Source organism: Thiemannella venezuelensis (genome assembly GCF_014203605.1).
GTDB lineage: Bacteria > Actinomycetota > Actinomycetes > Streptosporangiales > Streptosporangiaceae > Planomonospora_A > Planomonospora_A venezuelensis.
In genome coordinates this window covers 165134-188857 of record NZ_JACHJJ010000002.1, presented here as the reverse complement: position 1 = coordinate 188857, position 23724 = coordinate 165134, and the positions used below count along the sequence as shown (strand labels likewise).

Sequence of the window (23724 nt, the reverse complement as noted above, 5' to 3'; positions counted from 1 at the left end):
AATAATCTGCGGTCCGGGAACCCGCGGACCGGCGGGCGGGGAGGTCTCGTGGGCTACTCGGTCGGCGTCGACGTCGGCGGGACCTTCACGGACGTGGTGCTGCGCGGGCCGGACGGCGGGATCAGGGTCGCCAAGTGCCTGAGCACCCACGACGACCCGGCCGAGGGGATCGTCGCGGGCGTCGTCGCCGCGCTGGGCCGTACCGACCCCGCGCTGGTGACCGGGGTCGTGCACGCCACCACCCTGGCGACCAACGCCGTGCTGGAGCGCCGGGGCGTCCGGGTCGCCTACGTCACCACCGCCGGATTCCGCTCCGCGATCCCGCTCGGCCGCTACGCCCGCGTCGAGGAGGACCGCTACGACCTGCGCTTCGACCCTCCCCCGCCGCCGGTCGCGGCCGAGGACTGCTTCGAGGTGCCCGGGCGGATCTCCTGCTCCGGCGAGGAGCTGGAGCCGCTGGACGAGGACGCGGCGGCCCGCGTCGGCGCGGAGATCGCGCGGCGCGGCATCACGTCGGCCGCCGTCTGCCTGCTGCACTCCTACGCCGACCCCTCCCACGAGCGGCGGCTCGCCGGCATCCTGCGCCGGACGGTCCCCACCGTGGTGGTCTCCTCCGAGGTCTGGCCGGAACTGCGCGAGTACGAGAGGGCGACGACCACCATCATGTCCGCCTACGTCGGGCCGGTGATGGAGGGCTACCTGCGGCGGCTGACCGCCCGGCTGGCCGGGATCGGGATCACCGCCCCGATCCGCGTGATGGAGTCGGGCGGCGGTGTGATGCCGGTCGAGCTGGCCGCGCGGCGGGCGGTGGCGACGATCGAGTCCGGCCCGGCGGCCGGGGTGCTGGCCGCCGTCGCGTCCGGGCACCCGGACGCGATCTCCTTCGACATGGGCGGCACGACGGCCAAGGCCTGCGTGATCAGGAACGGCAGGCCGGAGATCACCCACGAGTTCCACGTCGGCGGCAAGGGCAGCTTCGGCGGACGCCGGGCCGGGACCGGCGTGCCGGTCAAGACGCCCGCCATCGACCTGGCGGAGGTCGGGGCCGGCGGCGGCAGCGTCGCGTGGGTGGATCCGGCCGGCGCGCTGCGCGTCGGCCCGCGCTCGGCGGGTTCGGCGCCCGGCCCGGCCTGCTACGGCCTGGGCGGCGAGGAGCCGACCGTGACGGACGCCGACCTGGTGCTCGGCTACCTGGACCCCGCGTCCTTCGCTGGCGGCGCCATGCCGCTCGCCCGGGAGCTCGCCGAGAAGGCGATCGACCTGCGCCTGGCCGGGCCGCTGGGCGTCTCCCGGGCCGAGGCCGCGCACGCCGTCCACGAGATCGCCAACGCCTCGATGGGCTCGGCCGTGCACGTGGTGACCGTCCAGCGCGGCATCGACCCGCGCGGCTTCGCGATGGTCGCCTTCGGCGGTGCGGGCCCGATGCACGCCGCCCGGGTCGCCGCCCGCTTCGGCATCTCCACCGTGGTCGTCCCGGCCCACTGCGGCGTCGCCTCGGCCGCCGGGCTGCTGGCCGGCGACCTGTCGGCCGACCGCGTGCGCTCCGCGCTGGACGCCGACCCCGAGCGGGTGTTCTCCGAGCTCGCCGAGGCGGCCGCCGCCGATCTGGGCGTACGGCTCGGCGCCCCCGGCGTGCGGGTGGACCGCTCGGCCGACGTCCGCTTCATCGGCCAGGCCCACGACCTCACCGTCCCCTGGACCGGCTCCCCCGGCGACCTCGCCGAGCGGTTCTCCGCCAGGTACGAGCAGGTGTACGGCATCGCCCAGCGGGGCCCGGTCGAGGTCGTCGGCTACCGCGTCCGCGTCACCCAGGCCGCCCCCCGCCCCGCCGTCCCCGCGGCGGGCGGGGGCACTGCGGGCAGGGGCACGGCGGGCGGGGGCACGGCGGGGCGCGGCGCCCCGGCCGCCGCGCGGCGGGCGGCCTACTTCACCGAGGCCGGAGGGTACGTCGAGACGCCGGTGTTCACCAGGGCCTCCCTGCGGGAGGCCGAGGGCCCGGCGATCGTGGAGGACGCGGAGTCCACGATCGTGGTGCCGCCCGGGTGGCGGGCCGTCCTGGGGGAGGACACGGCGGTGACGCTCACCGCGGTCCGCACGGCGGCCGGGCGGGCCGGCGTCCGCGCGCCCCGGCCGGGCGCCCTGGCCGGGGAGGACGCATGAGCGACGCGCTGACCGCCGAGGTGCTGCGGAACGCGCTGGTCGTGGCGGCGGAGGAGGCCAGCATCGTCGTCGTCCGGTCGGCGTACTCGACGTTCATCGTCGAGGGCTCGGACGCCTCGGCGGCCGTCCTCGACGCCTCCGGCCGCCTGGTCGCCCAGTCGATGGCCACCACGCTCATGAACAGCATGGCGCTCAAGGTCGCCCTGCCGGAGCTGCTGAAGGACATCCCGGCCGCCGTCATGCGCCCCGGCGACGTCTTCGTGCTCAACGACCCCTACCGGGGCGGCGTGCACACCAACGACCTGCTGGTCTACCGGCCGGTCTTCGTCGGCGGCTCCCCCGCCTACTTCACCGCCACGATGATCCACGTCTCCGACCTCGGCGGCCTGTCCGCGGGCGGCATGGCCCCGCTGGCCACCGACGTCTTCCTGGAGGGCCTCCAGCTCCCGCCGGTCCGCCTGGCCACCGCCCGGGGGATCGAACCGGCGATCGAGGCGATCCTGCGGGCCAACAGCCGCACTCCGGACAAGGTCATGGGCGACGTGCGCGCGCTCATCGCGGGCACCGCCGTCGCCGCCGCCCGGATCGAGGCGATGCTCGGCGAGTACGGCCCCGCCGGGCTCGCGCGGGGCATCGACGACTACCTCGACCACACCGAGGCCAGGACCCGCGCCGCCCTGGCCGCCCTGCCGCCGGGCCGCTACGCCTCGTCCTACCCGATCGACGACGACGGCATCGACACCGCCCGCTCCCACACGGTCCGGGTGGCGGTCACCGTGGAGCGGGGACGGGTGGTCGCGGACTTCACCGGGACGGACCCGCAGGTCCCGGCGGCGATCAACGCCTCGGCCTCGCAGTCGCTGGCCGCCGCGGTGTTCGCGGTCCGCTGCTTCCTCGATCCCTCGATCGCGATGAACGACGGCTGCCTGCGGGCGATCGAGGTACGGCTCCCGCCCGGCTCGCTGCTCGACGCCCGTTCCCCGCATCCCTGCGGCGGCCGGTTCGTACCGATCTACGCGGCCATGGAGGCGATCTTCCAGGCGCTGTCGGACGCCGTGCCCGAGCGGGCCATCGCCGCCAGCGGCATCCTGCAGCCGTTCTCCATCGCGGCCGTGCGCGCGCCGTACTGGATCCACCTGTCCTACGACTTCGGCGGGGTCGGGGCCCGGCAGGGCAAGGACGGGCCGGACGCGACGGGGGTGCACTTCGGCATCGGGCGCAACTCGGTCCCGCAGGCCGAACCGGTCGAGACCCGCTGCCCGCTGATCGTGGAGTCGGTGGAGACCGTCCCCGACTCCGGCGGTCCCGGCCGCCACCGCGGCGGGCTCGGCTCCCGCACGGTGATCCGCTTCCTGACCGACGCGCACGTCACCACCCGGGGCGACCGGCTGCGCACCCCTCCCCCGGGCCGCTCCGGCGGCCTGCCGGGCCGGGTCGGCGGCTTCTACCGGCGGCACGCGGACGGCACGCTGGAGCGGCTCGACTCGAAGGTCAACAACGTGCTGTTCGCGGCCGGCGAGGCGTTCGTGGTGGAGACCACGGGCGGCGGCGGCATCGGCTCGCCGTACGACCGGCCGCCGGAGGAGGTGGCGGCCGACCTGCGCGCCGGGAAGGTCACGGCCGAGGGGGCGGCCCGCGACTACGGCGTCACGGTACGGGAGGACGGAGCGGCCACCCGGTGATCATTCCAGGGCGGCGGGGGTGATCACGGCCAGGGGCCGAGCTCGGGCGGGGAGCCGGCCTCGGCGGCGACCGGCCCGACGGGGGCCCGCCCGGCCAGCCATGCGGCCAGGTCGCGCGCGTTCCCGCGCAGGACGACGGGGTCGCCGCTCCCGGCGCTCCACCGGCGGTCCGCGTCGTCGGCGACCATCGTCAGGTGCGTCCCGGCGGGCACGCGGGGGGCCAGGAAGTCCACGAGGTGGTCGCAGAAGCCGAGCGGCCACTCCGACGGCCGGTGGCCCAGGTCCAGGTCGGCCATGTGGACCTCGGCCTCGCGCCAGCGGGCGTAGACCGTGTCGAGGAGGGTGGAGTCGCGGTAGCGGACGGGCCGCCCCCAGACGTCCTCCCCGGTCCCCGCCCAGGCGTCCTCCAGCGCGGCGTGCGCCTCGGCGAGGGCCTGGCGGAGCTCCCCGGCTCCGCGGCCGGCCTCGCGCTCGATGGCGGCGGCGCGGCCGGCGGCCCCGCCGTCGTAGACGTCGACGAGCTCGTTCCGGCGGGCGTACTCCGCCTGGCGGGTGAAGGCGGCGGCGTTCTGCTCCAGATGGGTGATCACATGGCCGCGCGACCACCCCGGCAGCGCGGAAGGCGCCCGGACGTCGGCGTCGGCGAGATCGGCGAGCAGGTTCTCCAGGCGGCGGTGCCCCTCGCGGACACGGGCCACAAGATCGTTAGGTGTCATGGGAGGAAGGTTACCGGCTCATCCGGTAACTTCAACACGGTGAGCACTTTCCGGTTCCACGGCGGCCGGCACTGCCTGAACCTCATCGCCACCGTGAGCAGACGGCGGACGGAGCGCGTCGAGCGGCTGGCGACCCCCGCCGACCTGGGCCGCTGGTTCGCCGAGGCGGGCCTGGTCCCCCCTGACTCCCCGGCGCTCCCCCGGACTCCCGCGGTGGGCGAACCGGAGCTGCGTCAGGCGCACGTCCTCCGCGAGGCGGTGTACGAGCTGTTCACCGCCTCGCGGCGGGAACGGGAGATCCCTCCGGAGGCGCTGGCGGTCGTGAACGGCTGGGCCGCCCGGCCGGGTCCGGCGGAACGGCTGGAGGCCGGCTCCGGCGGCCGCCTGCGGCGGGTCCGGGGCGAGGCGACCGCCGAGACGCTGCTGGCCGAGATCGCCCGCGACGCCGTCGACCTGCTCGGCGGGCCGCTGGCCGCACGCGTACGGGAGTGCGGACTGGAGCCGTGCACGCTGCTGTTCCTGGACACCAGCCGGTCCGGTCACCGCCGCTGGTGCTCGATGGACGGCTGCGGCGCCCGCGCCAAGATGGCCGCCTACCGGGCCCGCCGGGCCGCGCGCGAGGGGCCCTGACCCGCCCAGTCGCGGGCGCCCTGCCGTACGGCCCGGTGGACGGCGCGGGCGATGCGGGCGCCCCAGACCGAGCGGGGGCCGCCGAACAGCTCCTCGGGGCCGTCCGCGGCGGCCACGACGCAGACCGCGTCGGAGGCGGTGCCCGTGCAGGGGAAGCCCTCCTCGACCAGCGCCTGGGTCTTGGCCTCGGTCACCGTCATCACCGCGTTCACCAGAGCGGCGTCGCTCATCGCCACCGGGACGGCGACGACGATGTTGATCGTGCCGGGGAGGTGCGCGGGGGCGAGCTCGGGGTCGGCGGCGCCCTCGGGGGCGGCGGCCCAGGTCGGCACGCGCAGGCCGACGGTGCTCACCGCGTGCGCCCCGCCGTCGTCCGCCCGGGTGAAGCGGCCCACCGAGGCGGCGGTGAGCATGCCGACGCCGCGGCCGGGCGGGGCCATCTCCAGCAGGTGCTCCACCGGGTCCATCCGCGCGTAGCCGCCGGGCACCTGGGCGTTGAGCACCCACTCGACCGGGCCGATGCCGCCGCCGAGCATGGCCGAGGAGATCCCCCGCCGGCCGGGGCCGAACTCCCACAGCAGCGAGGCCAGGAGGGCGCCGTCCTCCTGGCGGTGACTCAGCCGCGGGCGCCCCGGCAGGCCGGCGTCCGGCACGTGACCGATCGGGGCCGTGTCCGGTCCGGCGGTGTCCCGGGCCCCCCCGGGCCGGACGGGTCCGGGCCCGGTGGTCTCCGGCGGGGGGGTCAGCGGCATGGGCGCTCCAGGTGGACTCCGGGCCTGCCGTCCGGACCGGTCCCGATCCGGACGCGGGCGCCGAAGTGCTCGTCGATCAGTTCCTCGGTGAGCACGTCCGCGGGGGTCCCCGAAGCGGCGACCCGGCCCGCGGAGACCAGCATCATCGAGTCGGCGTACTGCCCCGCCACGCTCAGGTCGTGCAGGGTCGTGACCACGGTCAGGCCGTCGGCCAGCCGGAGCCGGTCGACGAGCTCCAGCACCTGCTGCTGGTGGCCCAGGTCGAGTGCCGTGGTGGGCTCGTCGAGCAGGAGCACGGGGGCCTGCTGGACCAGGGCCCGGGCGAGCACGACCCGCTGGCGCTCACCGCCCGACAGGTGGCCGAGCGCGCGGGCGGCGAACGGCGCCAGGTCCAGGCGCTCCAGCACCGAGGCGGTCGCCTCCCGGTCGTGGCGGCTCTCCCGCCCCAGGTAGGGGATGTACGGCGTGCGGCCCAGCAGGGCGTAGTCGAACACGGTCATGTCCGGCGGGAGCGCCGGGGACTGGGGGGCGTAGGCGAGGAGCCGTGCCCGTTCCCGGGGCCTGAGCCGGCGGACGGGCGTGTCGTCGATGAGCACCTCGCCGGAGCAGGGCAGCACCCCCGCGACGGCCTTCAGCAGCGTGGACTTGCCCGCGCCGTTGGCCCCGATCACGGCGAGCCAGTCACCGGCCCGCACGTCGAGGGCGACGCCGGACAGCACGGTCCGCCCGTCGAGGGCGACCGACAGGTCGCGTGCCCTGATGCGGCTGGCCGTCCCCTCCCCGCCCGGAGGGTCCGCCCCGCGCGCCGGAGGCTCCGCGGATCCGGAGGCCCGCCCGCGTGACGTGCGGCTCACGTCTCCACCCTCCTCGTCATGCGCAGGACGGCCACGAAGAACGGCGCGCCGACGAAGGCGGTGACCACCCCGATGGGCAGTTCCGCCGGGGCGAGCACGGTCCGGGCCATCACGTCGGCGAGGACCAGGAAGGCCGCTCCGCCGAGCAGGGAGAGCGGGAGCACGATCCGGTAGGAGCCTCCCGCCAGGCGGCGGACCACATGCGGGACGACGATGCCGACGAAGCCGATCAGGCCGCTGACGGCGACCGCCGAGGCGGTGGCCAGGGAGGCGGCCAGCAGCACGACGAGCCGGACCCGCGGCGCGTTGAGGCCGAGGCTGACGGCCTCGTCGTCGCCGACGGAGAGCACGTCGAGCAGCCGCCCGTGCAGCAGCAGCGCGGTCACCGAGACGGCCGCGTAGGGCACGACCAGGGTGACCTTGCCCCAGCCGCCGTCGACGGTGCCGAGGATCCAGGCGTAGATGCGCTGGAGCTCCTCGATGCCGAGCTGCTGGATGAACGTCTGCACGGCGGTGAGGAAGGAGGTCACCGCGACCCCGGCCAGGACCAGGGTGGCGGTCCCGCCGCTCCGGTCGGCGACGTTGCCCAGGGCGTAGGCGAGCAGGACGCCGCCCACGGCCCCGGCGAAGGCCGCGGCCGGGACGGCGAGGGACGTGTCGTCGCCCTTGAGGAACACGACCACCACGGTGGTGGTGAGTCCCGCGCCCGCGGCGGCGCCGAGCAGGTAGGGATCGGCCAGCGGGTTGCGGAACACGCCCTGGTAGGCCGCCCCGGCGATCGCCAGCAGGCCTCCGACGACCGCCCCGAGCAGCACCCGGGGCAGCCGGATCTCCCAGAGCAGGCCCTGCTCGACCGGGGTGAGACCGGAGTCCGCCGAGACGAACGGGAGCCAGTCGAGCAGTTGGAGAACCACCCGCCCGGGCGCGATGTCCGCCGCCCCGGCCAGCAGCCCGGCGGTCGCGCTCACCAGGAGCACCCCCACCGCGGCGGCGGCCGCCCCCGCCCGGAGCCGGGACGCCCGCCGTACAGGGGCGGCGGAGCCGGATGGATCGGTCACTTACTCGGAGGCGGCCTTCTGGACGGCCTCGCCGACCTGCTGGGCGAGGTCGGCCACGCGCGGCCCCCAGCGGGAGGCGACGTCGTCGTCCAGGGCGATGACCCGGTCGTTCTCGACGGCGGAGAGCTTGGACCAGCCGGGACGCTTGGCGATGGTGTCCTTGGACTGGCCGCAGCACTTGGTGTCGGCGAGGAAGATCAGGTCCGGGTCGGCCTGGGCGACGAACTCGGAGGAGAGCTTGGGGTAGCCGCCGGCCAGGTCGGGGGCCTTGTCGGCGATGTTGGTCAGGCCGAACAGGGCATAGACCTGGCCGAGGAAGGTGGTGGAGGTCACCGAGTAGGGCGTGGTGTCCAGCTCGTGATAGTAGGTGAGCTTCTTGTCCTTGGGCGCGGCGGCCGCGATCTCGTCGATCTTCTTCTTCATCCCGGCCACGACCTCCTCGGCCTTGGCCGTGTTGCCGGTGGCCGCGCCGAGGTCGGCGATCTGGTCGTAGGCCTCGTCGAGCTTGGTGGCGGCGGGCTCCAGCAGCACCGGGACGCCGACCTTCGCCAGCTTGGCCACGATGCCCTCGACGTCGTTGGCGAGCACGACCAGGTCGGGCTTCTGCGCGATGACCGCCTCGGCGTTCGGCTTGAAGCCCGACAGGTCGGTCTTGGGCGCCTCGGCCGGGAAGTTCGACTGGTCGTCGACCGCGACGACCTGGGCTCCGGCGCCGACGGCGAACAGGGTCTCGGTGGCGGTGGGCGAGAGGGAGACGATCCGCTCGGGCCGCTCGGCGAGGGTGACCGGGCCGTTGGCCGCCTCGACGGTGACGGGGAACGCGCCCGCCGCCGAGGGGGTCGCGGAGGCGGAGGCGGGGGCGCCAGGCTGGGCGGTGGTCGAGCTCTGACCGCATCCGGCCAGGGCCAGCACGCCGAGAAGCGCGCCCGCGAAGGCGGTACGTACGGGCCTCACGAGAGGGTCCTTTCTTCTGCTGGAACCGAGGACCCGCTGGAACATGACGGATCACCCTTTCCCACGAGGGTTGACAGCGCCGGCGCGGCGGGAGGCGACCTGGCTCGGCCGTGGAGGCCATGACAGTTGCGGGACAGCGCCGGGCTCACACCGGACTTCGCTCCACGTCACGCGTCGGGCAAACGCTATCAACCCGCCGGAGCACCACCGTGACGCAGGGCCTCCGAGCAGGCTCCCGGCAGAAGAGGGAGGCCGTACCGCGGACCGGGGGCGCGGGCCGCGGTACGGCGGGGGGACCGGCCCCGGACCCCCCGAGCGGGACCGGGACCGGGGCGCCGCTACCCCTTGACGGCTCCCTGCATGATGCCTCCGATGATCTGCTTGCCGAGCAGGCCGAACACGATGACCAGAGGCAGCGTGCCGAGCGCGGTGCCGGCCAGGCCGAGCACGTAGTCGTTGACGTACCCGGCGGCCAGCGTGGACAGGGCGACCTGCACGGTGGGGTTCTCCGGGGTCAGCACGACCAGCGGCCAGAAGTAGTCGTTCCAGGCGGACATGAAGGTGAGCATGCCGAGCACGGCGGCCGCGGGGCGGGCGACCGGGAGCACCACGTGCCAGAACAGCCCCCAGGTGGTGCAGCCGTCGACCCGGCCCGCCTCCAGCAGCTCGGTCGGGAGCGCCCGCGACAGGTACTGCGTCATGAAGAACACCCCGAAGGCGTTGACCAGCGCGGGGACGATCAGCGCGTACATGGTGCCGGTCCACTCCAGCTTCACCATGAGCATGTAGAGCGGGATGATCCCGAGCTGGGTGGGGACCATCATGGTCGCCACCGTGAGCAGCAGCAGGGCGTTGCGGCCGCGGAAGCGGAGCTTTGCGAAGGCGAACCCGGCCAGCGTGGAGAAGAACATCACCGCCAGCGCGATGGTCCCGGAGACCAGGACGGAGTTGGCCAGCGCCAGCGCGAAGGGCACGGTGTCGAACACGCGGGCGACGTTGGCGAAGAAGTTCCCGCCGGGCAGGAGCGGGGGCGGGACCTCGGCCAGGGCCGCGTTGTCGCGGGAGGCCACCACGACGCTGTAGTACAGCGGGACCGCCGAGAAGAACGCCACCGCCAGCAGCGTGAGGTAGGTGAGCCGCCGGGCGCCGCCGGGGGCGCCGCGCCTGGCCGTACGGGCCGTGGGCCGCGGGGCGGTCATACCAGCCCTCCCTTCGTGCGTCGGGTCAGCAGGTAGTTGACGCCCGCGACCACGACGATGAAGACGAACATCATCCAGGAGATGGCGGAGGCGTAGCCGAAGTCGAGCTTGACGAAGTTCTCGTAGATGAACAGCGCGAGCGTCTGGTACTGCCGGTCCACGCCGCCCGTGGGGCTGTAGCTGCCGAAGAGCAGCGGCTCGGCGAGCACCTGCATGGCGCCGATCGTCGAGGTGATGACGACGAAGACGATCGTGGGCTTGATCATCGGGATCGTGATCCGGCGGAGCTGGGTCATACTGCCCGCACCGTCGATGGTGGCCGCCTCGTACAGCTCACGCGGTACGGCCTGCATGGCCGCCAGGAAGATCAGCGCGTTGTAGCCGGTCCACCGCCACATGATCATGATGGAGATGGCCGCGTGGGAGCTGGCCACCCCCTCGTTCCAGGCGACGCCTCCGACCCCGAACCAGGACAGCATCCAGTTGATCATGCCGAAGTCCCGGCCGAACAGCTGGCTGAAGATGACCACCACCGCGACCACGCTGGTGACGTTGGGCAGCAGCAGCGTGACGCGGAAGAAGGTCTGCGCCCGCAGCGGCCGGTTGAGCAGGTGGGCCAGCCAGATGGCCAGCAGCAGCTGGGGGGCGGTGGACAGCACCCCGATGGACAGGGTGTTGAACGCGGCGTTCCAGAAGTAGTCGTCGGCCAGCAGCGTCCTGAAGTTGTCCAGGCCGACGAAGGGGTGCTCGTCGGCCAGCAGCGTCCACTCGTGCAGGCTCACCCAGGCGGTGTAGGCGAGCGGGAACAACCCGAACGCGGAGAAGAGCAGGAAGAACGGGGCCACGTACGCGTACGGGGAGCCCTTGACGTCGAGCTGGTGGACCAGGTGGCGCCGGAGGCGGCGGCGAGGTCGCACCGGTTCGCCCGATGCGACCGCCGCCGGGCGGTCGGGTGCGCGGGTGGCCATGGCAGATCCTTCGGTGACGGGTGGGGGCGGGGAGGGGTCGGGGAGCGGACGCCGCCTGCCCGCCCGCCCGGCGGTACCGGGACCGGCGGGCGGACGGGCGGGCGGACGGGCGGGACAGGGGTCCGGCGGCGGGCGCGCGGGGCCGGGCTACTTGACCCGGTCGACGTCCTTCAGCGCCTGGGCCCAGGCCTCCTCCGGGTTCTGCTTGCCCTGCTCGACCCGCTGCAGGCCGTCACCGAAGGCCTTCAGGATGTCGCCGGCCTTGGGGCCCACCTTCTGCGGCTTGAGCGCCTTGGCCGCGTCGGTGAAGATCTTGCCGATCGGCGCGTTGCCGAAGTACGGGTTGACGAACTCCGACACCGCCGGGTCGTCGTACAGGGCGGGCAGCGAGGGCAGCGCGCTGGCCTCCTTGAAGAGTTTGATCTGGCTCTCCTTGCTCGTCAGCAGGTCGATGAGCTCGGCCGCCTCCTTGGGGTGCTTGCCCTGCTTGGGCAGCATCAGGTGGGTGCCGCCCTGGTTGCCGCCGCCGCCGGGCACCGCGGCGATGTCCCAGGCGCCCTCACCGGGGTTCTGGTCCTTGATCGTGCCGGTCTTCCAGGCGGGGCAGACCATGGTGGCGAAGGTGCCCTTGGCGATGCCGGTGTTCCACGGCGGAGTGAAGGCGGCGAGCTTGGCCGAGAGTCCCTCGTCGACGATCCTGACGCCCATGTCGTAGGCCTTGCGCACCTCGGGGTTGGTCCCCGCGATGACGTTGTACTGCTCGTCGTAGTAGCCGACCGGGGCCTGCTCGACCATGGCGCGGAAGTGCTCGCCGGGACCGTCGGTGAACTTGGCGCCCTCCACCTTGGCCGCGACGAACTTCTTGCCCGTCTCGATGTACTGGTCCCAGGTGGGCCAGAGCGCCGACACCTCGTCGCGGGCGGTGGGCAGGCCGGCCTTCTCGAACAGGTCGGGGCGGTAGCACATGGCCAGGCCGCCGACGTCGGTGCCCAGGCCCAGCAGCGCGGAGCCGTCGTTGGAGACGCCCAGCTGCCACTTCCAGTCCAGGTACTCGCTCTGCCGCTTGTCCAGGCCGTAGTCCTTGAGGTTGTGGAACTTGTCCGGCGTGGGGGTGAAGGCGCCGACGTAACCGCCCTCGACGGCCACCACGTCCGCGGCGCCCGCGCCGGTGGCCAGCTGGGTGATGAGGTTGGTGTGGTGGTCGTTGAACTGCGCGCGGCGCTCCACGATCTCCACGTTGGGGTGGGTCTTCTTGAACTCCTCGTACAGCGGCGCGTAGTGGAAGTCGCTGAACAGCGCGACGGTGAGCTTGATCTTCTCGGCCGGCGCGCCGGACGCGGCGGTGCCGGTGCCGGTGCCGCCGTCACCGCCGCAGGCGGCCACGCCCACGGTCAGCGCGACCGCGGCGAGCATCGGGGCGAGAAACCGGGGGCGGAGCTTGCCCATGGAACCCTCCTTGGGTCCTTGATGGTGAGGGAGGAGAGGGACCGCGGCCGGCCTGCGGCGCGCCGCCCCGAACCGGGCACGCCTTGCGGCCGTGCCGGCCTAGCGGGAGGTTCCGGACGTTCCGGTCCGGTACCCGCCTGAACTGCGCGTCAGGTGCACGACCTCTCCTCGGTGTGGGGGGTGTCCGCCGTGCGTGACGGCAACGAAGGGAGAGCGCTCTCCGTGAGAGAGCGTGCACCCGACGGGCAAATGATGTCAAGGCTCTCCCGCACCGATCCGAAACCTTCTGGGCACCTTTGCGTAACAAAGAGCACTCCAGAAAGGGCATTTCCGCCCTTCCCTGACGGCGACGACCTGCGACAAGGGTGCCGCAACCCATTAGAGAGCGCTCTCTAACTCGATCGGATGAGCACCTTTGATCCCGACGATCACGGCTATCTAACGGGACACTGCAGCCTAAGGCGTTAAAATCACGGGAACCAGCAGCCTCCACCCCGCGTCCTGCTGCGGAGTTCCAGGTCAGAGCCGCGAGATCATGGGATAGCGATTTCCGAATGTGCTATAAAGTCCCGGTGAACGCAGCCCCACCGCCCTCAGGATCATCCCCCACCCTGGAGGACGTGGCCCGGGCGGCGGGCGTCTCCCGCGCCACGGTCTCCCGGGTGATCAACGGCATCCGAAACGTCGACCCCGCGATCCAGGAGGCGGTCAGGCAGGCCGTCGCCGCCACCGGCTACGTCCCCAACCAGGCGGCCCGCTCCCTGGTGACCCGCCGCGCCGGCGTGGTCGCCCTGGTCGTCTCCGGCGCCAGCGGGGAGGAGCCGGGCGAGCCCTCCCCCGGCCAGGTCTTCACCGACCCGTTCTTCGGCCGGGTGGCCTCCGGCATCATCGGGTTCCTCCGCCCCCGGGGCATCCACCCGATCCTGATGTTCGCCGACGACGCCGAGACCCGCGCCCAGGTGCTCACCTACCTGCGCCAGGGCAACGCCGACGGGGCACTGCTGGTCTCCACCCACGCCGAGGACCTCCTCCCCCGGCTCCTCGCCGACGCGGGCCTGCCCGCCGTGCTCTTCGCCAGACCCGCCGAGCCGATCCCGATCAGCTACGTCGACGTCGAGCACCGGACCGGGGCCAAGCTCGCCGCCGACCACCTCGTCGCCCGGGGCCGGCGGCGGGTCGCGACCATCACCGGCCCGCCCAACCTGCCGGCCGCGCAGGCCCGGCTGGCCGGCTTCCGGGACGCCATGGCCGTGCACGGCCACCCCTACATCCCCTGCGCCGAGGGGAACTTCACCTACCACAGCGGGGAGGCCGCCATGGAGCGGCTGCTCGCCGAGCACCCCGGCCTCGACGGCGTCTTCGCCGCCAACGACGTGATGGCCCAGGCCGCTCTGTTCGTGCTCCGGCAGCACGGCCTCAGGGTGCCGGAGGACGTCGCCGTGATCGGCTTCGACGACAGCAGCGTGGCGGCCGCCAGCCGTCCGGCGCTCACCACCGTCCGCCACCCCGTGGAGGACATGGCCGCCGAGATGGCCCGCCTGCTGCTCGCCCGGGTCGACCAGCCCGAGCGGCCGGCGACCTCGATCATCTTCGAACCCGCCCTCGTCGTCCGGGAGTCCGCCTGACCCGCACGCCGAGGACCGGTCCCGGCGAGCGCGCCCGGGGAGACCGTCATCCCCTCCGGCGGACCGTCACCGCGGCGCCCGTTCCTAGCCGAGCTGCGCCTCGGCTGCGGCGATGATCTCCTGGAGGCGCAGGCCGTGCAGGGCGTCGAGCGGGTGTCCGCCGCCGTTGCGCACGGTCCCGGCGAACTCGGCGATCATCGTGGTGAAGACGTCGGGGCCCAGGGCGTTGCGGTCGACGGACTCCCGGCCGAGCCTGCCGTAGACGTCCACGTGGGAGGGCGGGGTCTCCCCGGGCGCGCTCAGGCAGAGCGAGGCCTCGCTGACCGCGCCGGTCTCGTGCTCCAGCAGCAGGCCGACCCAGCCCGTCGGGTTGCCGTGCGCGCGCACCCCGGTCACCGTGCCGAGCGCGGCGTCCAGCATGTCGATCATGTGCGGGCCGACGTCGAGGACGGCGCCGCGCTCCAGCCGCCAGGGGCTGGCGAAGTCTCCGCCGAGCATGGCGCCGGAGATGCTGGCCGCGTGCCCGCCGAACGGCTCGATGGCCGAGACCCGCGCCAGGAAGGCCCGCACCGCCGCCGAGTAGCGCCAGGTCAGGCACATCTGGGAGGCCACGCCCGCCTCCCCGATGGCGTCGGAGAGCCGCCGCGCGCCGTCCAGGTCGGCCGCGAGCGGCTTCTCCAGCAGCAGCGCCTTGCCCGCCTTGGCCGCCATCACTCCCAGCTCGGCCTGCACGTCGGGCGGCACCGAGAAGACCACCGCCTCGCAGGAGTCGAACAGCGCCTCGATCCGCTCGAAGACCGGGGCGCCCAGCCGGGCCGCCGCCTCGGGCCTGCGGGCCCACACTCCCGCCAGCCGGGTGTGCGGCCCGGCCGCCAGCGCCGGCGCGTGCACCTTCTCCGCCCACGGGCCGGCGCCCACCAGACCCACAGAAATCGTCACTTGTCCAGCTTCTCACGAGACCATGTCCTGATCGCGTGTTCGGGCCGGTGCGCCGTGGTGCCGCCGTCGACGACGACCGTCTGGCCGGTCACGCAGCGCGCCTCACCGGAGGCGAGGAAGGCGACGAGCGCGGCCACGTCGCCCGGCTCGGCCGCCCACGGCAGGACGCGCTCGGCCGCCTTCTCCGCCAGCCGCTCCGGCGTCATCACGGCCTTCGCCAGGTCGGTCATGACCAGGCCGGGGGCGACCGCGTTGCACCGGATGCCGCGGGAGCCGTACATGGTGGCGACATAGCGGACGAGCCCGGTCAGCGCCGCCTTGGAGGCGCCGTAGGCCGCGTGGTCGGCGTCCCCGACCAGGCCCGAGACCGAGGAGGTCAGCACGATCGCGCCGCCGTCGGCCATCGCCGGGACCGCGTGCTTGACGGTGAGCATCGCGCCGCGCAGGTTGACCGCCATCGTCCGGTCCCAGACCTCCACGTCCATGTCGAGCAGGTCCAGGTCCCGGCCGTAGACCTCGCGGTCCAGGCAGGCGGCGTTGGAGTGCAGCACGTCCAGCGGCCCGAACGAGCCGGTCAGCTCGGCGACGGCCGCCGCCACGGCCGCCTCGTCGGACACGTCGCAGCGGAGGGCGCGCGCCGTACCGCCCGCGGCCTCGATCGCCGCGGCGACCGAGCGCGCGCCCGCGGGCCGCAGGTCGGCGACCCCGACCCGGGCGCCCTCGGCGGCGAGCCGGTGCGCGGTGGCCGCGCCGATCCCCGAGCCCGCACCGGTGACCAGCGCGACCTTCCCGGCGAAGCGCGCCGCCGCGTGCGTCACCACTCCACGGCCAGCGCGGTCAGGCCGCGGCCGACGATCGAGGCGCGGTAGGCGATCTCCTGTCCGGGGACCAGCCGGAGCCCCGGGAGGCGCTCGCCGAGGACCTCCAGGGCGGTGCGGAGCTGGAGCCGGCCCAGGGCCGCGCCGACGCAGAAGTGGATGCCGTAGCCCAGGGTCATGTGCGCGTCGGCGTTGGGCCGGTCGATCACGAACCGTTCGGGCTCGGCGAAGACGGTCTCGTCGTGGGCCGCGGAGTCGGTGGAGAGCAGGCAGAGCGCCCCGGCCGGGATCGTCGTGCCGTGCAGTTCGACGTCGCTCCTGGCGTAGCGGAAGGAGCCCAGGCTGGCGCCGTCGACGCGCATGCACTCCTCGACCGCGTTGCGGACCCGCTCCGGCGGGACCGGCCAGACGCCCTCGCGCAGCAGCCGCAGCACGCTGTTGCCGAGCTGGTTGGGGACGGTGTCGTTGCCGCCGAGCAGGATCGTGGAGATCAGCTCGACCACCTCGCGGTGCGAGAGCTCGGTGCCGATCAGGGAGGTCATCAGGGAGGTGAAGTCGTCGCGGGGATCCTTCGCCCGGGAGGCGACGAGCCCGTCCACGTAGTCCAGGTAGACCAGGAAGCTCTCGGCCAGCGCGAGCTGCCGGTCGGGCGGCTGCGGCGAGAGGAACAGCTGGAACCAGTCCTTCACGTGCTGCTTGACGAACTCCTCGTCCTCCTCGGGAACGCCGATGAAGCGGGCGGTGAGCTTGGCCGAGGGCACGTGCGCGATCTCCGCGACCAGGTCGCCGCCGCCGTCCGGGGCCACCCGGTCGAGCAGCTCCCCGTTCAGCGCCCGGAAGCGCTGCTCCAGCGCGGCGACGGCACGCGGGGTGAAGGCCCGCGAGACGGAGCGGCGCAGCCGGGTGTGCACGGGCGGGTCCACGTTGGCCACGAAACTCGACAGGAACGAGCCGTGCTCGCCCAGCTTGAGGCGCGTCTCCTCGGACAGGCTCCGGGAGATGGTCAGCGAGCCCTCGGAGGAGAACCGCCTCGGGTCGCCGTAGGCGGCGCGGACGTCGGCGTACCGGGTCAGGACGTAGGCGCCCAGGTGCTCGCTGCGGAAGACCGGCCGCTCGTGGCGGAGCCTGCGCAGGAAGTCGTACGGCGCGGCGACGTGCCAGGCCGCGCCGACGTCGAAGTCGTCAGCGTCGATCATGATGGGCTCCCTGCTCCGGGTTCGGCCGCGGCGGGCTCAGTACGGCTCCCGCGGGGTGAGGATGTCGCGGGGGTTGGCGACGAGCATCTGGTGGATCTGCTCCTCGGTCACGCCCCGCCTGCGCAGCTCGGGCAGGACGTCCCGGGAGATGTGCAGCAGGTGGTAGTCGGGGTGGCGGCGCCGTACCACCTCGTGGTCGAAGCGGTCGTTGAAGCAGTAGGAGTCGTGGGACAGGACCATGCGCCCGGCGTGGCCGCGCTCGCACATGGCCGCCACCGTCGCCACCCGGTCCTCGAACGAGCTGATCGTGTCGATGCCGAAGCGGTCCATGCCCAGGTAGGAGCCGCCCGCGACGAGCTCCTCCAGGTAGGCCAGGTCGGTGGAGTCCCCGGCGTGGCCGATCACCACCCGGCCCAGGTCCACGCCCTCGGCGGCCAGGAGCCTCTGCTGCTCCAGCCCGCCGCGGGAGGCGCTGTGGGAGTGGGTCGAGATCGGCGCGCCGGTGGCCCGGTGCGCCTCGGCGACCGCGCGGAAGACCCGCTCGCAGCCGGCGGTCATGCCCAGGTGGTCGGAGGCGCACTTGAGGACGCCCGCCTTCACCCCGGTCTCGCCGATGCCCTCGGTGATGTCCCTGACGAAGAACTCGGCCAGCCGGTCCGGGCCGCCGAACAGCGAGCCGGGGCCGCGGTTGCCGAAGTAGGGCGGGAGCGCGTCGTAGGTGTACAGGCCGGTCGCGGCGACGATGTTGACCTCGGTCAGCTCGGCCACCCGCTGGACGGCGGGCACGTAGCGGCCGAGACCGATCACGGTCAGGTCCACGATCGTGTCGACGCCGTGCTCCTTCAGCTCGGTCAGCCTGTCCGCGGCCTCGCGTGCCCGCGTCTCCAGGTTCCAGCCCTCCGGGATGTCCGGCCAGTTCCACAGGATCTCCGGGCTGAGCCCGAAGACGTGCTCGTGCATCAGCGTCGCGCCCACGTCCGCCACGGGACCCGCGACGGTCTCCACGGCCCCGGGACGCTCGGCGTCCACCGGGTGCCCGGCGTTCACTGGGCGACCACCGGGAACTTCGGGTGCTCGAACGGCTCGTTGACGGCCAGGCCCAGACCGTCGGTCTGCCGGTACGGCGTGCCGGTGTAGAGGGCTCCGGCGTCGAAGTAGGTGACGGTGAACGACAGCCGGGGGCTGTCGCGGCGGTTGGCCGCCGCTCCGTGCACGGTCAGCGCGTGGTGCACGGTCGCGTCCCCGGCGGCGAGGTCGAGCGGCGGGGAGAGCTCCAGCTCCTTGAGCCAGGGGTGCTGGCTGAGCTGGTCGTCGCCGTCGCGGGCGAAGGAGCGGCCGAGCACGCCGTACCGGTGGGAGCCGCTGTAGAACCGCAGGGAGCCCATGTCGGCGGGCACGTCCGCCAGCGCGAGCCAGACGGTGAGCATCGCCGAGCGGTCCATCGGCATCCACGGGAAGTCCTGGTGGAACTCGGTGGCGCCGTGCCCCCCGCCCTCCGGCTCCTTGATCAGCAGGTTCGTCACCTGCACCCGCACCGCGGCCACCCCGCGCAGCAGCCGTACGGCCGAGCGGCCCAGCGCGGGGGCGTGGGCCAGCGCCCTGAAGTGCCCGTCGGTCTCGGCGATGTCCCTGGACTGCCCGAACGCCAGGTCCACCTGGGAGGTGACGGCCCGGGTGCGCGCGGCGAGGTGTTCCATCGCCCGCTCGCGGAGCAGCGCCGCGTGGCCGGGCTCCACCAGGCGCGGCAGCCGCGCCCAGCCGTTCTCCCCGAAGAAGGCGACCTCGTCGTCGGTCACGTCGCGGACCGGGGTCTCGTCAGCCATGGGCCCAGTTTCGAGCCTCACCTCTTCTAAAGCAAGCGCTTGGTATGCAGAATTGCCGGAGGACCCCGTCCCGACCTCTCAGGGAGGATGATGCCGATGGATCGGCCGTTCCGGTTCGCCGCGGTGGTCAGGCAGGCCTCCTCGGGCAGGGAGTGGGCCGAGAAGGCCCGGCGCCTGGAGGGGGCCGGGTTCGACGTGCTGCTCGTCCCCGACCACCTGGTGGGCCCGCGCCTGGCCCCGGTCGCGGCGATGACCGCGGCGGCCTGCGCGACCAGCCGGCTGAAGGTCGGCACCCTGGTGTTCGCCAACGACTTCCGGCACCCGGCCGTGCTCGCCAAGGAGGCGGCCACCGTCGACCTGCTCTCGGAGGGCCGCCTGGAGCTCGGCCTGGGCACCGGCTGGATGGCCGCCGACTACGCCGCCGCGGGCCTGGCGCTCGATCCGCCGGGCACCCGGGTGGACCGGCTCGCCGAGGCGATCGCCGTCCTCAAGGGGCTCTGGGGCGACGGCCCGTTCACCTTCCGCGGCGAGCACTACCGGATCGACGGGCTGGACCAGCACCCCAAGCCGTTCCGGCGGCCCGGCCCCCGGCTGCTGCTCGGCGGCGGCGGGCCGCGCATGCTCCGGCTCGCCGCCCGCGAGGCCGACGTGATCAACCTCGGCATGCGGGTCAGGGCGGACGGCACCGGCCCCGACGGCGCGGACGGCGGCCTGGCCGCGTTCCTCGCCAAGATCGACGTGGTACGGCGGGCCGCGGCGGAGCGCTACGGCGCGATCGAGCTGGGCACCAGCGTCCAGCAGCTCGGCGAGCGCAGACGGGACGAGCCGTGGAGCGCCGCCGACTCCTCCCGGCAGGACGAGACCCCCCAGGTCCTGCTCGGCACCCGCGGGGACGTCGCGGACAAGCTCCGGCACTGGCGCGACACCCACGACCTGTCCTACTACGTACTCCACCACGAGCGGGACCTGGAGGCCTTCACCCCGGTCGTCGAGGAGCTCGCGGGAGGCTGAACCGCGGCGGGGCCGGTCCGGGACGGCGGGAGCCGTACCGGCATGATGGTCGCAATGAACGAGATGATTCTGCTGCGCCACGGCGAGACCGAGTGGAGCCGCGACCGGCGGCACACCGGGCGCACCGACCTCCCGCTGACGCCCGTGGGCGAGGACCAGGCGCGGGCGCTGGCCCCGCTCGTCGCGGGCAGGTCCTTCGACCTCGTCCTGGTCAGCCCCGCCCTGCGGGCCCGCAGGACGGCCGAGCTGGCAGGGCTGACCGGCTACGAGCCCGTGCCGGACATGTGGGAGTGGGACTACGGCGGCTACGAGGGCATCACCACCGCCTCGATCCGCGAGACCCGTCCGGGCTGGTACCTCTGGCGCGACGGGGTGATCCCCGGCGACGCCGGGCATCCGGGTGAGAGCGCCGCGCAGGTCGCCGAGCGCGCCGACCGGGTCATCGCCCGGGCCGGGGCCGCGGCGGGCGACGTCGTCCTGGTCGCGCACGGCCACTTCCTGCGGGTCCTGGCGGCCTGCTGGCTGGGCCAGCCTCCCGAGGAGGGCCGCTTCTTCCGGCTGGACACCGGCACGTACTCCCGGCTCGGCTTCGAACACGGCAAGCCGGTGCTCCTGACCTGGAACGCCCCGGTCTGACGGCCGGCGCCCCGCGGGGTCCGCGGACGCGCCGCAGGCAGGCGGGGCGGACGGCACCCGCCGCCGGCGGACTCACACCGGGGAGAGGCGGGAGCCGGGGAAGGGGGCCAGGAGGGTCTCGCGCCAGGGTCCGTCGAGGAAGTCCCTGGCGCGCCTGCCCCAGGCGAGCAGGCGCTCGTCCGGCTCGGCCTCGTCGTCCAGGCCGAGGGCGGCGTCCCGGGCGCGCTGCACGGCCAGGTGCGCGTCCAGGGACATGCCCCAGACCGTGACCACCTCGCTGTCGCAGAACAGCACCTCGTACAGGCCGACGGGGCGGTGGCCGTGGTCGGCCAGGACGGGTGCGCGCTCCTCGCGGACGGCGTCGAGGTAGTCCAGGGCCGCGCCGGGGCGGACCCGCGCGCTCTCGAAGAGGTAGAACGGCGCGGCGTAGCCCTCGGCGGTGATGTCGGCCAGGGCCGGGCTGCCCCGGACCGCGCCGAGCGGCCGGGAGAAGGCGGAGAAGCGCAGGTCGTCGATGTCGGACAGGAACAGCCTGTCGTCGACGCCGTCGTAGATGTTCATCATCTGCCGCCAGCCGCCGTCCCAGCCGCCGTGGCAGTCCCAGAGCGTGACGGCCCTGAACTGCGGGTGGCCGGTGATGCCCACGGCGTAGAAGGCTCCGACGAGGTCGATCTCGCGCGATCTGATCGACAGCCCCGTGGTCAGCTCCGGGGCGTCGAGGGTCTCGTCCTCCTTCTTGTAGCGGGTGAGCCAGGTCAGGTACTCCAGCGGCCTGCGCGAGTTCATCGGCCGGAAGTCGACCTCTTCGATCAGGTAGATCCCACGCCGCATGGAGGCGCCTCCCCATCCCAAGCGAATGCTTGGTTGGTAGACTAGCCGAGGAGGTGCGGGCCGTACAGGGCGCGGATCGCGGTGCGGGCCGCGGGTCAGGCCGCCGCGGCGGCGGGCTGCGGGCCCCGGCCGGTCAGCCACTCGACGACCATCCGGTGGCCCCGGCGGGCGTCCTCGAAATGGCCCCAGCTCCAGTAGCGCGGCCGGTCGCGCACCCCGGTGACCCATGTGCGGTAGGACACCGGGAGCGCGCCGCCGGCCGTGGCCGCCGACCCGACTCCGTAGGTCCGGATCACGACGCGACCGCCTGGCGCGAACAGCACGTCGTCGGCCACGGGGTACAGGGTCATCTGGTCGAGCACGGTTCGGTCCCCCTTCTTGACTGTGGTCCGAACTCTGCCCGGCCGGCCCGTCTCCCCTGTTACGCGACCGGCGCGCCCGGGTTAATCGCGCGCGCCGGAGGTAAAAACGGTGTTACGCCGTCAGGCTGTCGAACTCCCCGTCCTTCACCCCGAGCACCAGCGCACGGATCTCGTCGCGGGTGTAGATCAGGGCCGGACCGTCCGGAAAGCGGGAGTTCCTGACCGCTACGCTGCCGTCCGGCAGTTCGGCGAGCTCGACGCAGTTGCCCTGCGAGTTGCTGTAGCGGCTCTTTCGCCAGTCGGCCCCGGCCAGGTCCGTGGCGGGCATGCCGTTATAGGTCTGCTCCATTTAGATCTCTCTGAGAAGGGCGCCGAGTAACTCGGTGGTCCCCCCGGGCGTTGTGCTCTCCACGCACAGCTGCTCCATGGCCGTGAGGTATGGATCCACGTCCTCACGCTTGTCCAGGTAGAGGGCCCCCCAGAGCTGCTCGACGTAAACGACGTCCGACAGGTCGGACTCGGGAAATCTGAGGATGCTGAACGCGCCACCCTCGGCCGCATGCATGCCGAACTTGAAGGGCATCACCTGGAGGGTGATGTTGGGAAGCGTGGCCGCCTCCAGCAGGTGCTGGAGCTGCTCGCGCATGATCTCCCTGCCTCCGATCGGCCGCTTCAGTGCCGCCTCGTCGATGACGGCCCACAGGCGGGGGCCGCCCTTCGCCGTCAGGCGGTCCTGCCGTTGCATGCGCATATGCACGCGGCGCTCGATCTCCGCGTCCGGCACGTCCGGGTAGCCCAGCCGGTAGACGGTGCGCGCGTAGGCGGACGTCTGCAGGAGGCCGGGAACGAACTGCACCTCGTAGGTGCGGATCACGTTCGCCGCCTCTTCCAGCCCCACGTAGGTGGCGAACCAGCCCGGCAGCAGATCGCCGTACTTGTGCCACCAGCCCGGGGTGTTCGCCTCGCGGACCATCTCCAGCAGGCCGCGCCGTTCCGCGTCGTCGAGCACGCCGTACAGGGTGAGCAGGTCCTCCACGTCCCGGGTCTTGAAACCCACCCGGCCCAGCTCCATCCGGCTGATCTTGGACTCGGAGGCGCGGATGTGGAATCCCGCGGCCTCTCTGGTGAGCCCGTTCCCCTCACGCAGGCGGCGCAGGCTCGCGCCGAGCATGATGCGCCGGACGGTGGAACCGGTACCCGGAGGGTCGATGGACACGTGGTGCTCCTTGCTCGCTTCCTGATCGACAGTGTGTCACCTCGCAGCCGGGGATTTCCCGGCCAATGACAAGATCCCCTTTCTGCCGGAAGCTACCGAATCAGGGGTACCGTAGCGCCTGCACGATCCTTATGCACGTGCATTCGCTCTTGCACCTGCACATGAGTTTGCCTCATGATGATCTGCGTGCAGTCCGCCCAAACCGCTCCTCCGCGTTCCACGTGGACGGCGCTCGACTGGTGGCCCCCGGTCGGCTGGTGGCCCGACGCGGCCCGTGACCTCCTGTCCGGTCCCCCGGCGACGCCCACGGCCGCGTTCCCCGCGGCCAGCGCCACTTTCGTGCTCCCGCCGAACACCGAGTCCGTGCACTCCGCGCGGAGCTTCGCCCTGGGGACCCTCACCGGCTGGCGGCTCGGCGGCCTGTGCGAGAACATGGAGCTGGTCGTCTCCGAGCTGGCCACCAACGCGATCCGGCACGGGCTCCGGCTGGCCGACTCCCGCACCAGGGAGCCCGTACGGCTCTCCCTGATCCGCCGGGGCGTCCTGGTCGTGTGCGCCCTCAACGACCCGGGCTCCGGCTCCCCCACCCTCCGCGACCCCTCCCCCCTGGAGATCGGCGGGCTCGGGCTGCACATCGTCGAGTCGCTCAGCGCCCGCTGGGGCTGGGCGCCGCTCGCCCCCTACGGAAAGATCGTCTGGGCCGTCCTCGCCCACGAGACCCACGAGACCCGCGAGGCCCCCGGAGAGCCCGGCCTCCCGGGCCCCGCCGGACCCTCCGCGGAGAGCCCGGCCCCCGCGGGCGTCTGAGCCGCCCCGCGCGGATCCGCCGGCCCGCCCCCCGCCCCGCC

24 protein-coding genes are annotated in these 23724 nt (G+C 73.4%); 7 read left to right on the top strand and 17 right to left on the bottom strand.

Annotated elements, in window-relative coordinates:
• The first annotated feature begins 48 nt into the window (after positions 1 to 48).
• Positions 49 to 2160, top strand: a complete 2112-nt coding sequence (locus FHS22_RS04395) for a hydantoinase/oxoprolinase family protein (RefSeq protein WP_184938636.1) — start codon at positions 49 to 51, stop codon at positions 2158 to 2160.
• Positions 2157 to 3842: a hydantoinase B/oxoprolinase family protein gene (locus FHS22_RS04390; protein ID WP_184938634.1), complete on the top strand. Its 1686-nt coding sequence runs from the start codon at positions 2157 to 2159 to the stop codon at positions 3840 to 3842. The genes FHS22_RS04395 and FHS22_RS04390 overlap by 4 nt, the downstream gene beginning before the upstream one ends.
• Before the next feature lie 23 nt (positions 3843 to 3865).
• Here the strand turns inward: FHS22_RS04390 and FHS22_RS04385 are convergent, their stop codons facing one another.
• The gene (locus FHS22_RS04385) at positions 3866 to 4558 is read right to left on the bottom strand and encodes a maleylpyruvate isomerase family mycothiol-dependent enzyme (protein ID WP_184938632.1); all 693 of its coding nucleotides are present in this window, start codon (positions 4556 to 4558) and stop codon (positions 3866 to 3868) included.
• Between the two features lie 39 nt (positions 4559 to 4597).
• Here FHS22_RS04385 and FHS22_RS04380 point away from each other — a divergent pair, with 39 nt between their 5' ends.
• Positions 4598 to 5188: an ABATE domain-containing protein gene (locus FHS22_RS04380; RefSeq protein ID WP_184938630.1), complete on the top strand. Its 591-nt coding sequence runs from the start codon at positions 4598 to 4600 to the stop codon at positions 5186 to 5188.
• Here FHS22_RS04380 and FHS22_RS04375 read toward each other — a convergent pair.
• The 7 genes from FHS22_RS04375 to FHS22_RS04345 all read right to left on the bottom strand — a co-directional run bounded on the left by FHS22_RS04375 (position 5152) and on the right by FHS22_RS04345 (position 12419).
• On the bottom strand, positions 5152 to 5940 hold the full coding sequence (locus FHS22_RS04375) for an adenosylcobinamide amidohydrolase (protein ID WP_184938628.1): 789 nt from the start codon (positions 5938 to 5940) through the stop codon (positions 5152 to 5154). The genes FHS22_RS04380 and FHS22_RS04375 overlap by 37 nt on opposite strands.
• Complete coding sequence (locus tag FHS22_RS04370) at positions 5931 to 6794, bottom strand: ABC transporter ATP-binding protein (protein ID WP_338047592.1); 864 nt, start codon at positions 6792 to 6794, stop codon at positions 5931 to 5933. Before FHS22_RS04370 ends, FHS22_RS04375 begins: the two co-directional genes overlap by 10 nt.
• A complete protein-coding gene (locus tag FHS22_RS04365; RefSeq protein WP_184938626.1) occupies positions 6791 to 7852 on the bottom strand; it encodes a FecCD family ABC transporter permease in 1062 nt (353 codons plus the stop codon). Before FHS22_RS04365 ends, FHS22_RS04370 begins: the two co-directional genes overlap by 4 nt.
• On the bottom strand, positions 7853 to 8806 hold the full coding sequence (locus FHS22_RS04360) for an ABC transporter substrate-binding protein (RefSeq protein ID WP_184938625.1): 954 nt from the start codon (positions 8804 to 8806) through the stop codon (positions 7853 to 7855).
• A 338-nt stretch (positions 8807 to 9144) separates the two neighbouring features.
• Positions 9145 to 10005: a carbohydrate ABC transporter permease gene (locus tag FHS22_RS04355; protein ID WP_184938624.1), complete on the bottom strand. Its 861-nt coding sequence runs from the start codon at positions 10003 to 10005 to the stop codon at positions 9145 to 9147.
• The gene (locus FHS22_RS04350) at positions 10002 to 10973 is read right to left on the bottom strand and encodes a carbohydrate ABC transporter permease (RefSeq protein ID WP_184938623.1); all 972 of its coding nucleotides are present in this window, start codon (positions 10971 to 10973) and stop codon (positions 10002 to 10004) included. The genes FHS22_RS04355 and FHS22_RS04350 overlap by 4 nt, the downstream gene beginning before the upstream one ends.
• A gap of 147 nt (positions 10974 to 11120) precedes the next feature.
• Complete coding sequence (locus FHS22_RS04345) at positions 11121 to 12419, bottom strand: ABC transporter substrate-binding protein (RefSeq protein ID WP_184938622.1); 1299 nt, start codon at positions 12417 to 12419, stop codon at positions 11121 to 11123.
• Between the two features lie 572 nt (positions 12420 to 12991).
• On the opposite strand from FHS22_RS04345, the gene FHS22_RS04340 reads away from it, so the two are divergent.
• Positions 12992 to 14044: a LacI family DNA-binding transcriptional regulator gene (locus FHS22_RS04340; protein WP_338047591.1), complete on the top strand. Its 1053-nt coding sequence runs from the start codon at positions 12992 to 12994 to the stop codon at positions 14042 to 14044.
• Positions 14045 to 14128: 84 nt separating this feature from the next.
• Here the strand turns inward: FHS22_RS04340 and FHS22_RS04335 are convergent, their stop codons facing one another.
• From FHS22_RS04335 to FHS22_RS04315, 5 genes are read right to left on the bottom strand one after another with little or no spacing between them, the layout of a single operon-like run.
• On the bottom strand, positions 14129 to 14983 hold the full coding sequence (locus FHS22_RS04335) for a Gfo/Idh/MocA family protein (RefSeq protein WP_184938620.1): 855 nt from the start codon (positions 14981 to 14983) through the stop codon (positions 14129 to 14131).
• Positions 14980 to 15801 carry an SDR family oxidoreductase gene (locus FHS22_RS04330; protein WP_184938618.1) on the bottom strand — a complete coding sequence of 274 codons (822 nt, stop codon included), beginning with the start codon at positions 15799 to 15801 and terminating at the stop codon, positions 14980 to 14982. Before FHS22_RS04330 ends, FHS22_RS04335 begins: the two co-directional genes overlap by 4 nt.
• Positions 15798 to 16997, bottom strand: a complete 1200-nt coding sequence (locus FHS22_RS04325) for a cytochrome P450 (RefSeq protein ID WP_184938616.1) — start codon at positions 16995 to 16997, stop codon at positions 15798 to 15800. The genes FHS22_RS04330 and FHS22_RS04325 overlap by 4 nt, the downstream gene beginning before the upstream one ends.
• A gap of 36 nt (positions 16998 to 17033) precedes the next feature.
• Positions 17034 to 18044, bottom strand: a complete 1011-nt coding sequence (locus FHS22_RS04320) for a phosphotriesterase family protein (RefSeq protein ID WP_338047590.1) — start codon at positions 18042 to 18044, stop codon at positions 17034 to 17036.
• Positions 18041 to 18820, bottom strand: coding sequence for a phytanoyl-CoA dioxygenase family protein (locus tag FHS22_RS04315; protein WP_184938614.1), 780 nt, complete (start codon positions 18818 to 18820; stop codon positions 18041 to 18043). Before FHS22_RS04315 ends, FHS22_RS04320 begins: the two co-directional genes overlap by 4 nt.
• A gap of 96 nt (positions 18821 to 18916) precedes the next feature.
• Here FHS22_RS04315 and FHS22_RS04310 point away from each other — a divergent pair, with 96 nt between their 5' ends.
• On the top strand, positions 18917 to 19831 hold the full coding sequence (locus tag FHS22_RS04310; RefSeq protein ID WP_184938612.1) for a TIGR03621 family F420-dependent LLM class oxidoreductase: 915 nt from the start codon (positions 18917 to 18919) through the stop codon (positions 19829 to 19831).
• Between the two features lie 54 nt (positions 19832 to 19885).
• Positions 19886 to 20467 carry a histidine phosphatase family protein gene (locus tag FHS22_RS04305; protein ID WP_184938610.1) on the top strand — a complete coding sequence of 194 codons (582 nt, stop codon included), beginning with the start codon at positions 19886 to 19888 and terminating at the stop codon, positions 20465 to 20467.
• A gap of 72 nt (positions 20468 to 20539) precedes the next feature.
• Here the strand turns inward: FHS22_RS04305 and FHS22_RS04300 are convergent, their stop codons facing one another.
• The 4 genes from FHS22_RS04300 to FHS22_RS04285 all read right to left on the bottom strand — a co-directional run bounded on the left by FHS22_RS04300 (position 20540) and on the right by FHS22_RS04285 (position 22831).
• Positions 20540 to 21298, bottom strand: a complete 759-nt coding sequence (locus FHS22_RS04300; protein WP_184938608.1) for a hypothetical protein — start codon at positions 21296 to 21298, stop codon at positions 20540 to 20542.
• Between the two features lie 95 nt (positions 21299 to 21393).
• Positions 21394 to 21660 carry a hypothetical protein gene (locus tag FHS22_RS04295; RefSeq protein WP_184938606.1) on the bottom strand — a complete coding sequence of 89 codons (267 nt, stop codon included), beginning with the start codon at positions 21658 to 21660 and terminating at the stop codon, positions 21394 to 21396.
• Positions 21661 to 21772: 112 nt separating this feature from the next.
• Positions 21773 to 22009 carry a DUF397 domain-containing protein gene (locus FHS22_RS04290; protein WP_184938604.1) on the bottom strand — a complete coding sequence of 79 codons (237 nt, stop codon included), beginning with the start codon at positions 22007 to 22009 and terminating at the stop codon, positions 21773 to 21775.
• Positions 22010 to 22831: a helix-turn-helix domain-containing protein gene (locus FHS22_RS04285; protein WP_221473236.1), complete on the bottom strand. Its 822-nt coding sequence runs from the start codon at positions 22829 to 22831 to the stop codon at positions 22010 to 22012.
• Positions 22832 to 23062: 231 nt separating this feature from the next.
• Between FHS22_RS04285 and FHS22_RS39130 the strand changes: the two genes are divergently transcribed.
• The gene (locus FHS22_RS39130; RefSeq protein WP_338047589.1) at positions 23063 to 23683 is read left to right on the top strand and encodes an ATP-binding protein; all 621 of its coding nucleotides are present in this window, start codon (positions 23063 to 23065) and stop codon (positions 23681 to 23683) included.
• The last annotated feature ends 41 nt before the right edge of the window (positions 23684 to 23724 follow it).

What these genes read in the sequence shown, in the direction of transcription:
- FHS22_RS04290 (WP_184938604.1), bottom strand. Translation starts at nt 22,009, where the DNA reads ATGGAGCAGACCTATAACGGCATGCCCGCCACGGACCTGGCCGGGGCC.
- FHS22_RS04350 (WP_184938623.1), bottom strand. Translation starts at nt 10,973, where the DNA reads ATGGCCACCCGCGCACCCGACCGCCCGGCGGCGGTCGCATCGGGCGAA.
- FHS22_RS04325 (WP_184938616.1), bottom strand. Translation starts at nt 16,997, where the DNA reads ATGATCGACGCTGACGACTTCGACGTCGGCGCGGCCTGGCACGTCGCC.
- FHS22_RS04390 (WP_184938634.1), top strand. Translation starts at nt 2,157, where the DNA reads ATGAGCGACGCGCTGACCGCCGAGGTGCTGCGGAACGCGCTGGTCGTG.
- FHS22_RS04310 (WP_184938612.1), top strand. Translation starts at nt 18,917, where the DNA reads ATGGATCGGCCGTTCCGGTTCGCCGCGGTGGTCAGGCAGGCCTCCTCG.
- FHS22_RS04300 (WP_184938608.1), bottom strand. Translation starts at nt 21,298, where the DNA reads ATGCGGCGTGGGATCTACCTGATCGAAGAGGTCGACTTCCGGCCGATG.
- FHS22_RS04285 (WP_221473236.1), bottom strand. Translation starts at nt 22,831, where the DNA reads ATGCTCGGCGCGAGCCTGCGCCGCCTGCGTGAGGGGAACGGGCTCACC.
- FHS22_RS04305 (WP_184938610.1), top strand. Translation starts at nt 19,886, where the DNA reads ATGAACGAGATGATTCTGCTGCGCCACGGCGAGACCGAGTGGAGCCGC.
- FHS22_RS04375 (WP_184938628.1), bottom strand. Translation starts at nt 5,940, where the DNA reads ATGCCGCTGACCCCCCCGCCGGAGACCACCGGGCCCGGACCCGTCCGG.
- FHS22_RS04345 (WP_184938622.1), bottom strand. Translation starts at nt 12,419, where the DNA reads ATGGGCAAGCTCCGCCCCCGGTTTCTCGCCCCGATGCTCGCCGCGGTC.
- FHS22_RS04385 (WP_184938632.1), bottom strand. Translation starts at nt 4,558, where the DNA reads ATGACACCTAACGATCTTGTGGCCCGTGTCCGCGAGGGGCACCGCCGC.
- FHS22_RS04355 (WP_184938624.1), bottom strand. Translation starts at nt 10,005, where the DNA reads ATGACCGCCCCGCGGCCCACGGCCCGTACGGCCAGGCGCGGCGCCCCC.
- FHS22_RS04315 (WP_184938614.1), bottom strand. Translation starts at nt 18,820, where the DNA reads ATGGCTGACGAGACCCCGGTCCGCGACGTGACCGACGACGAGGTCGCC.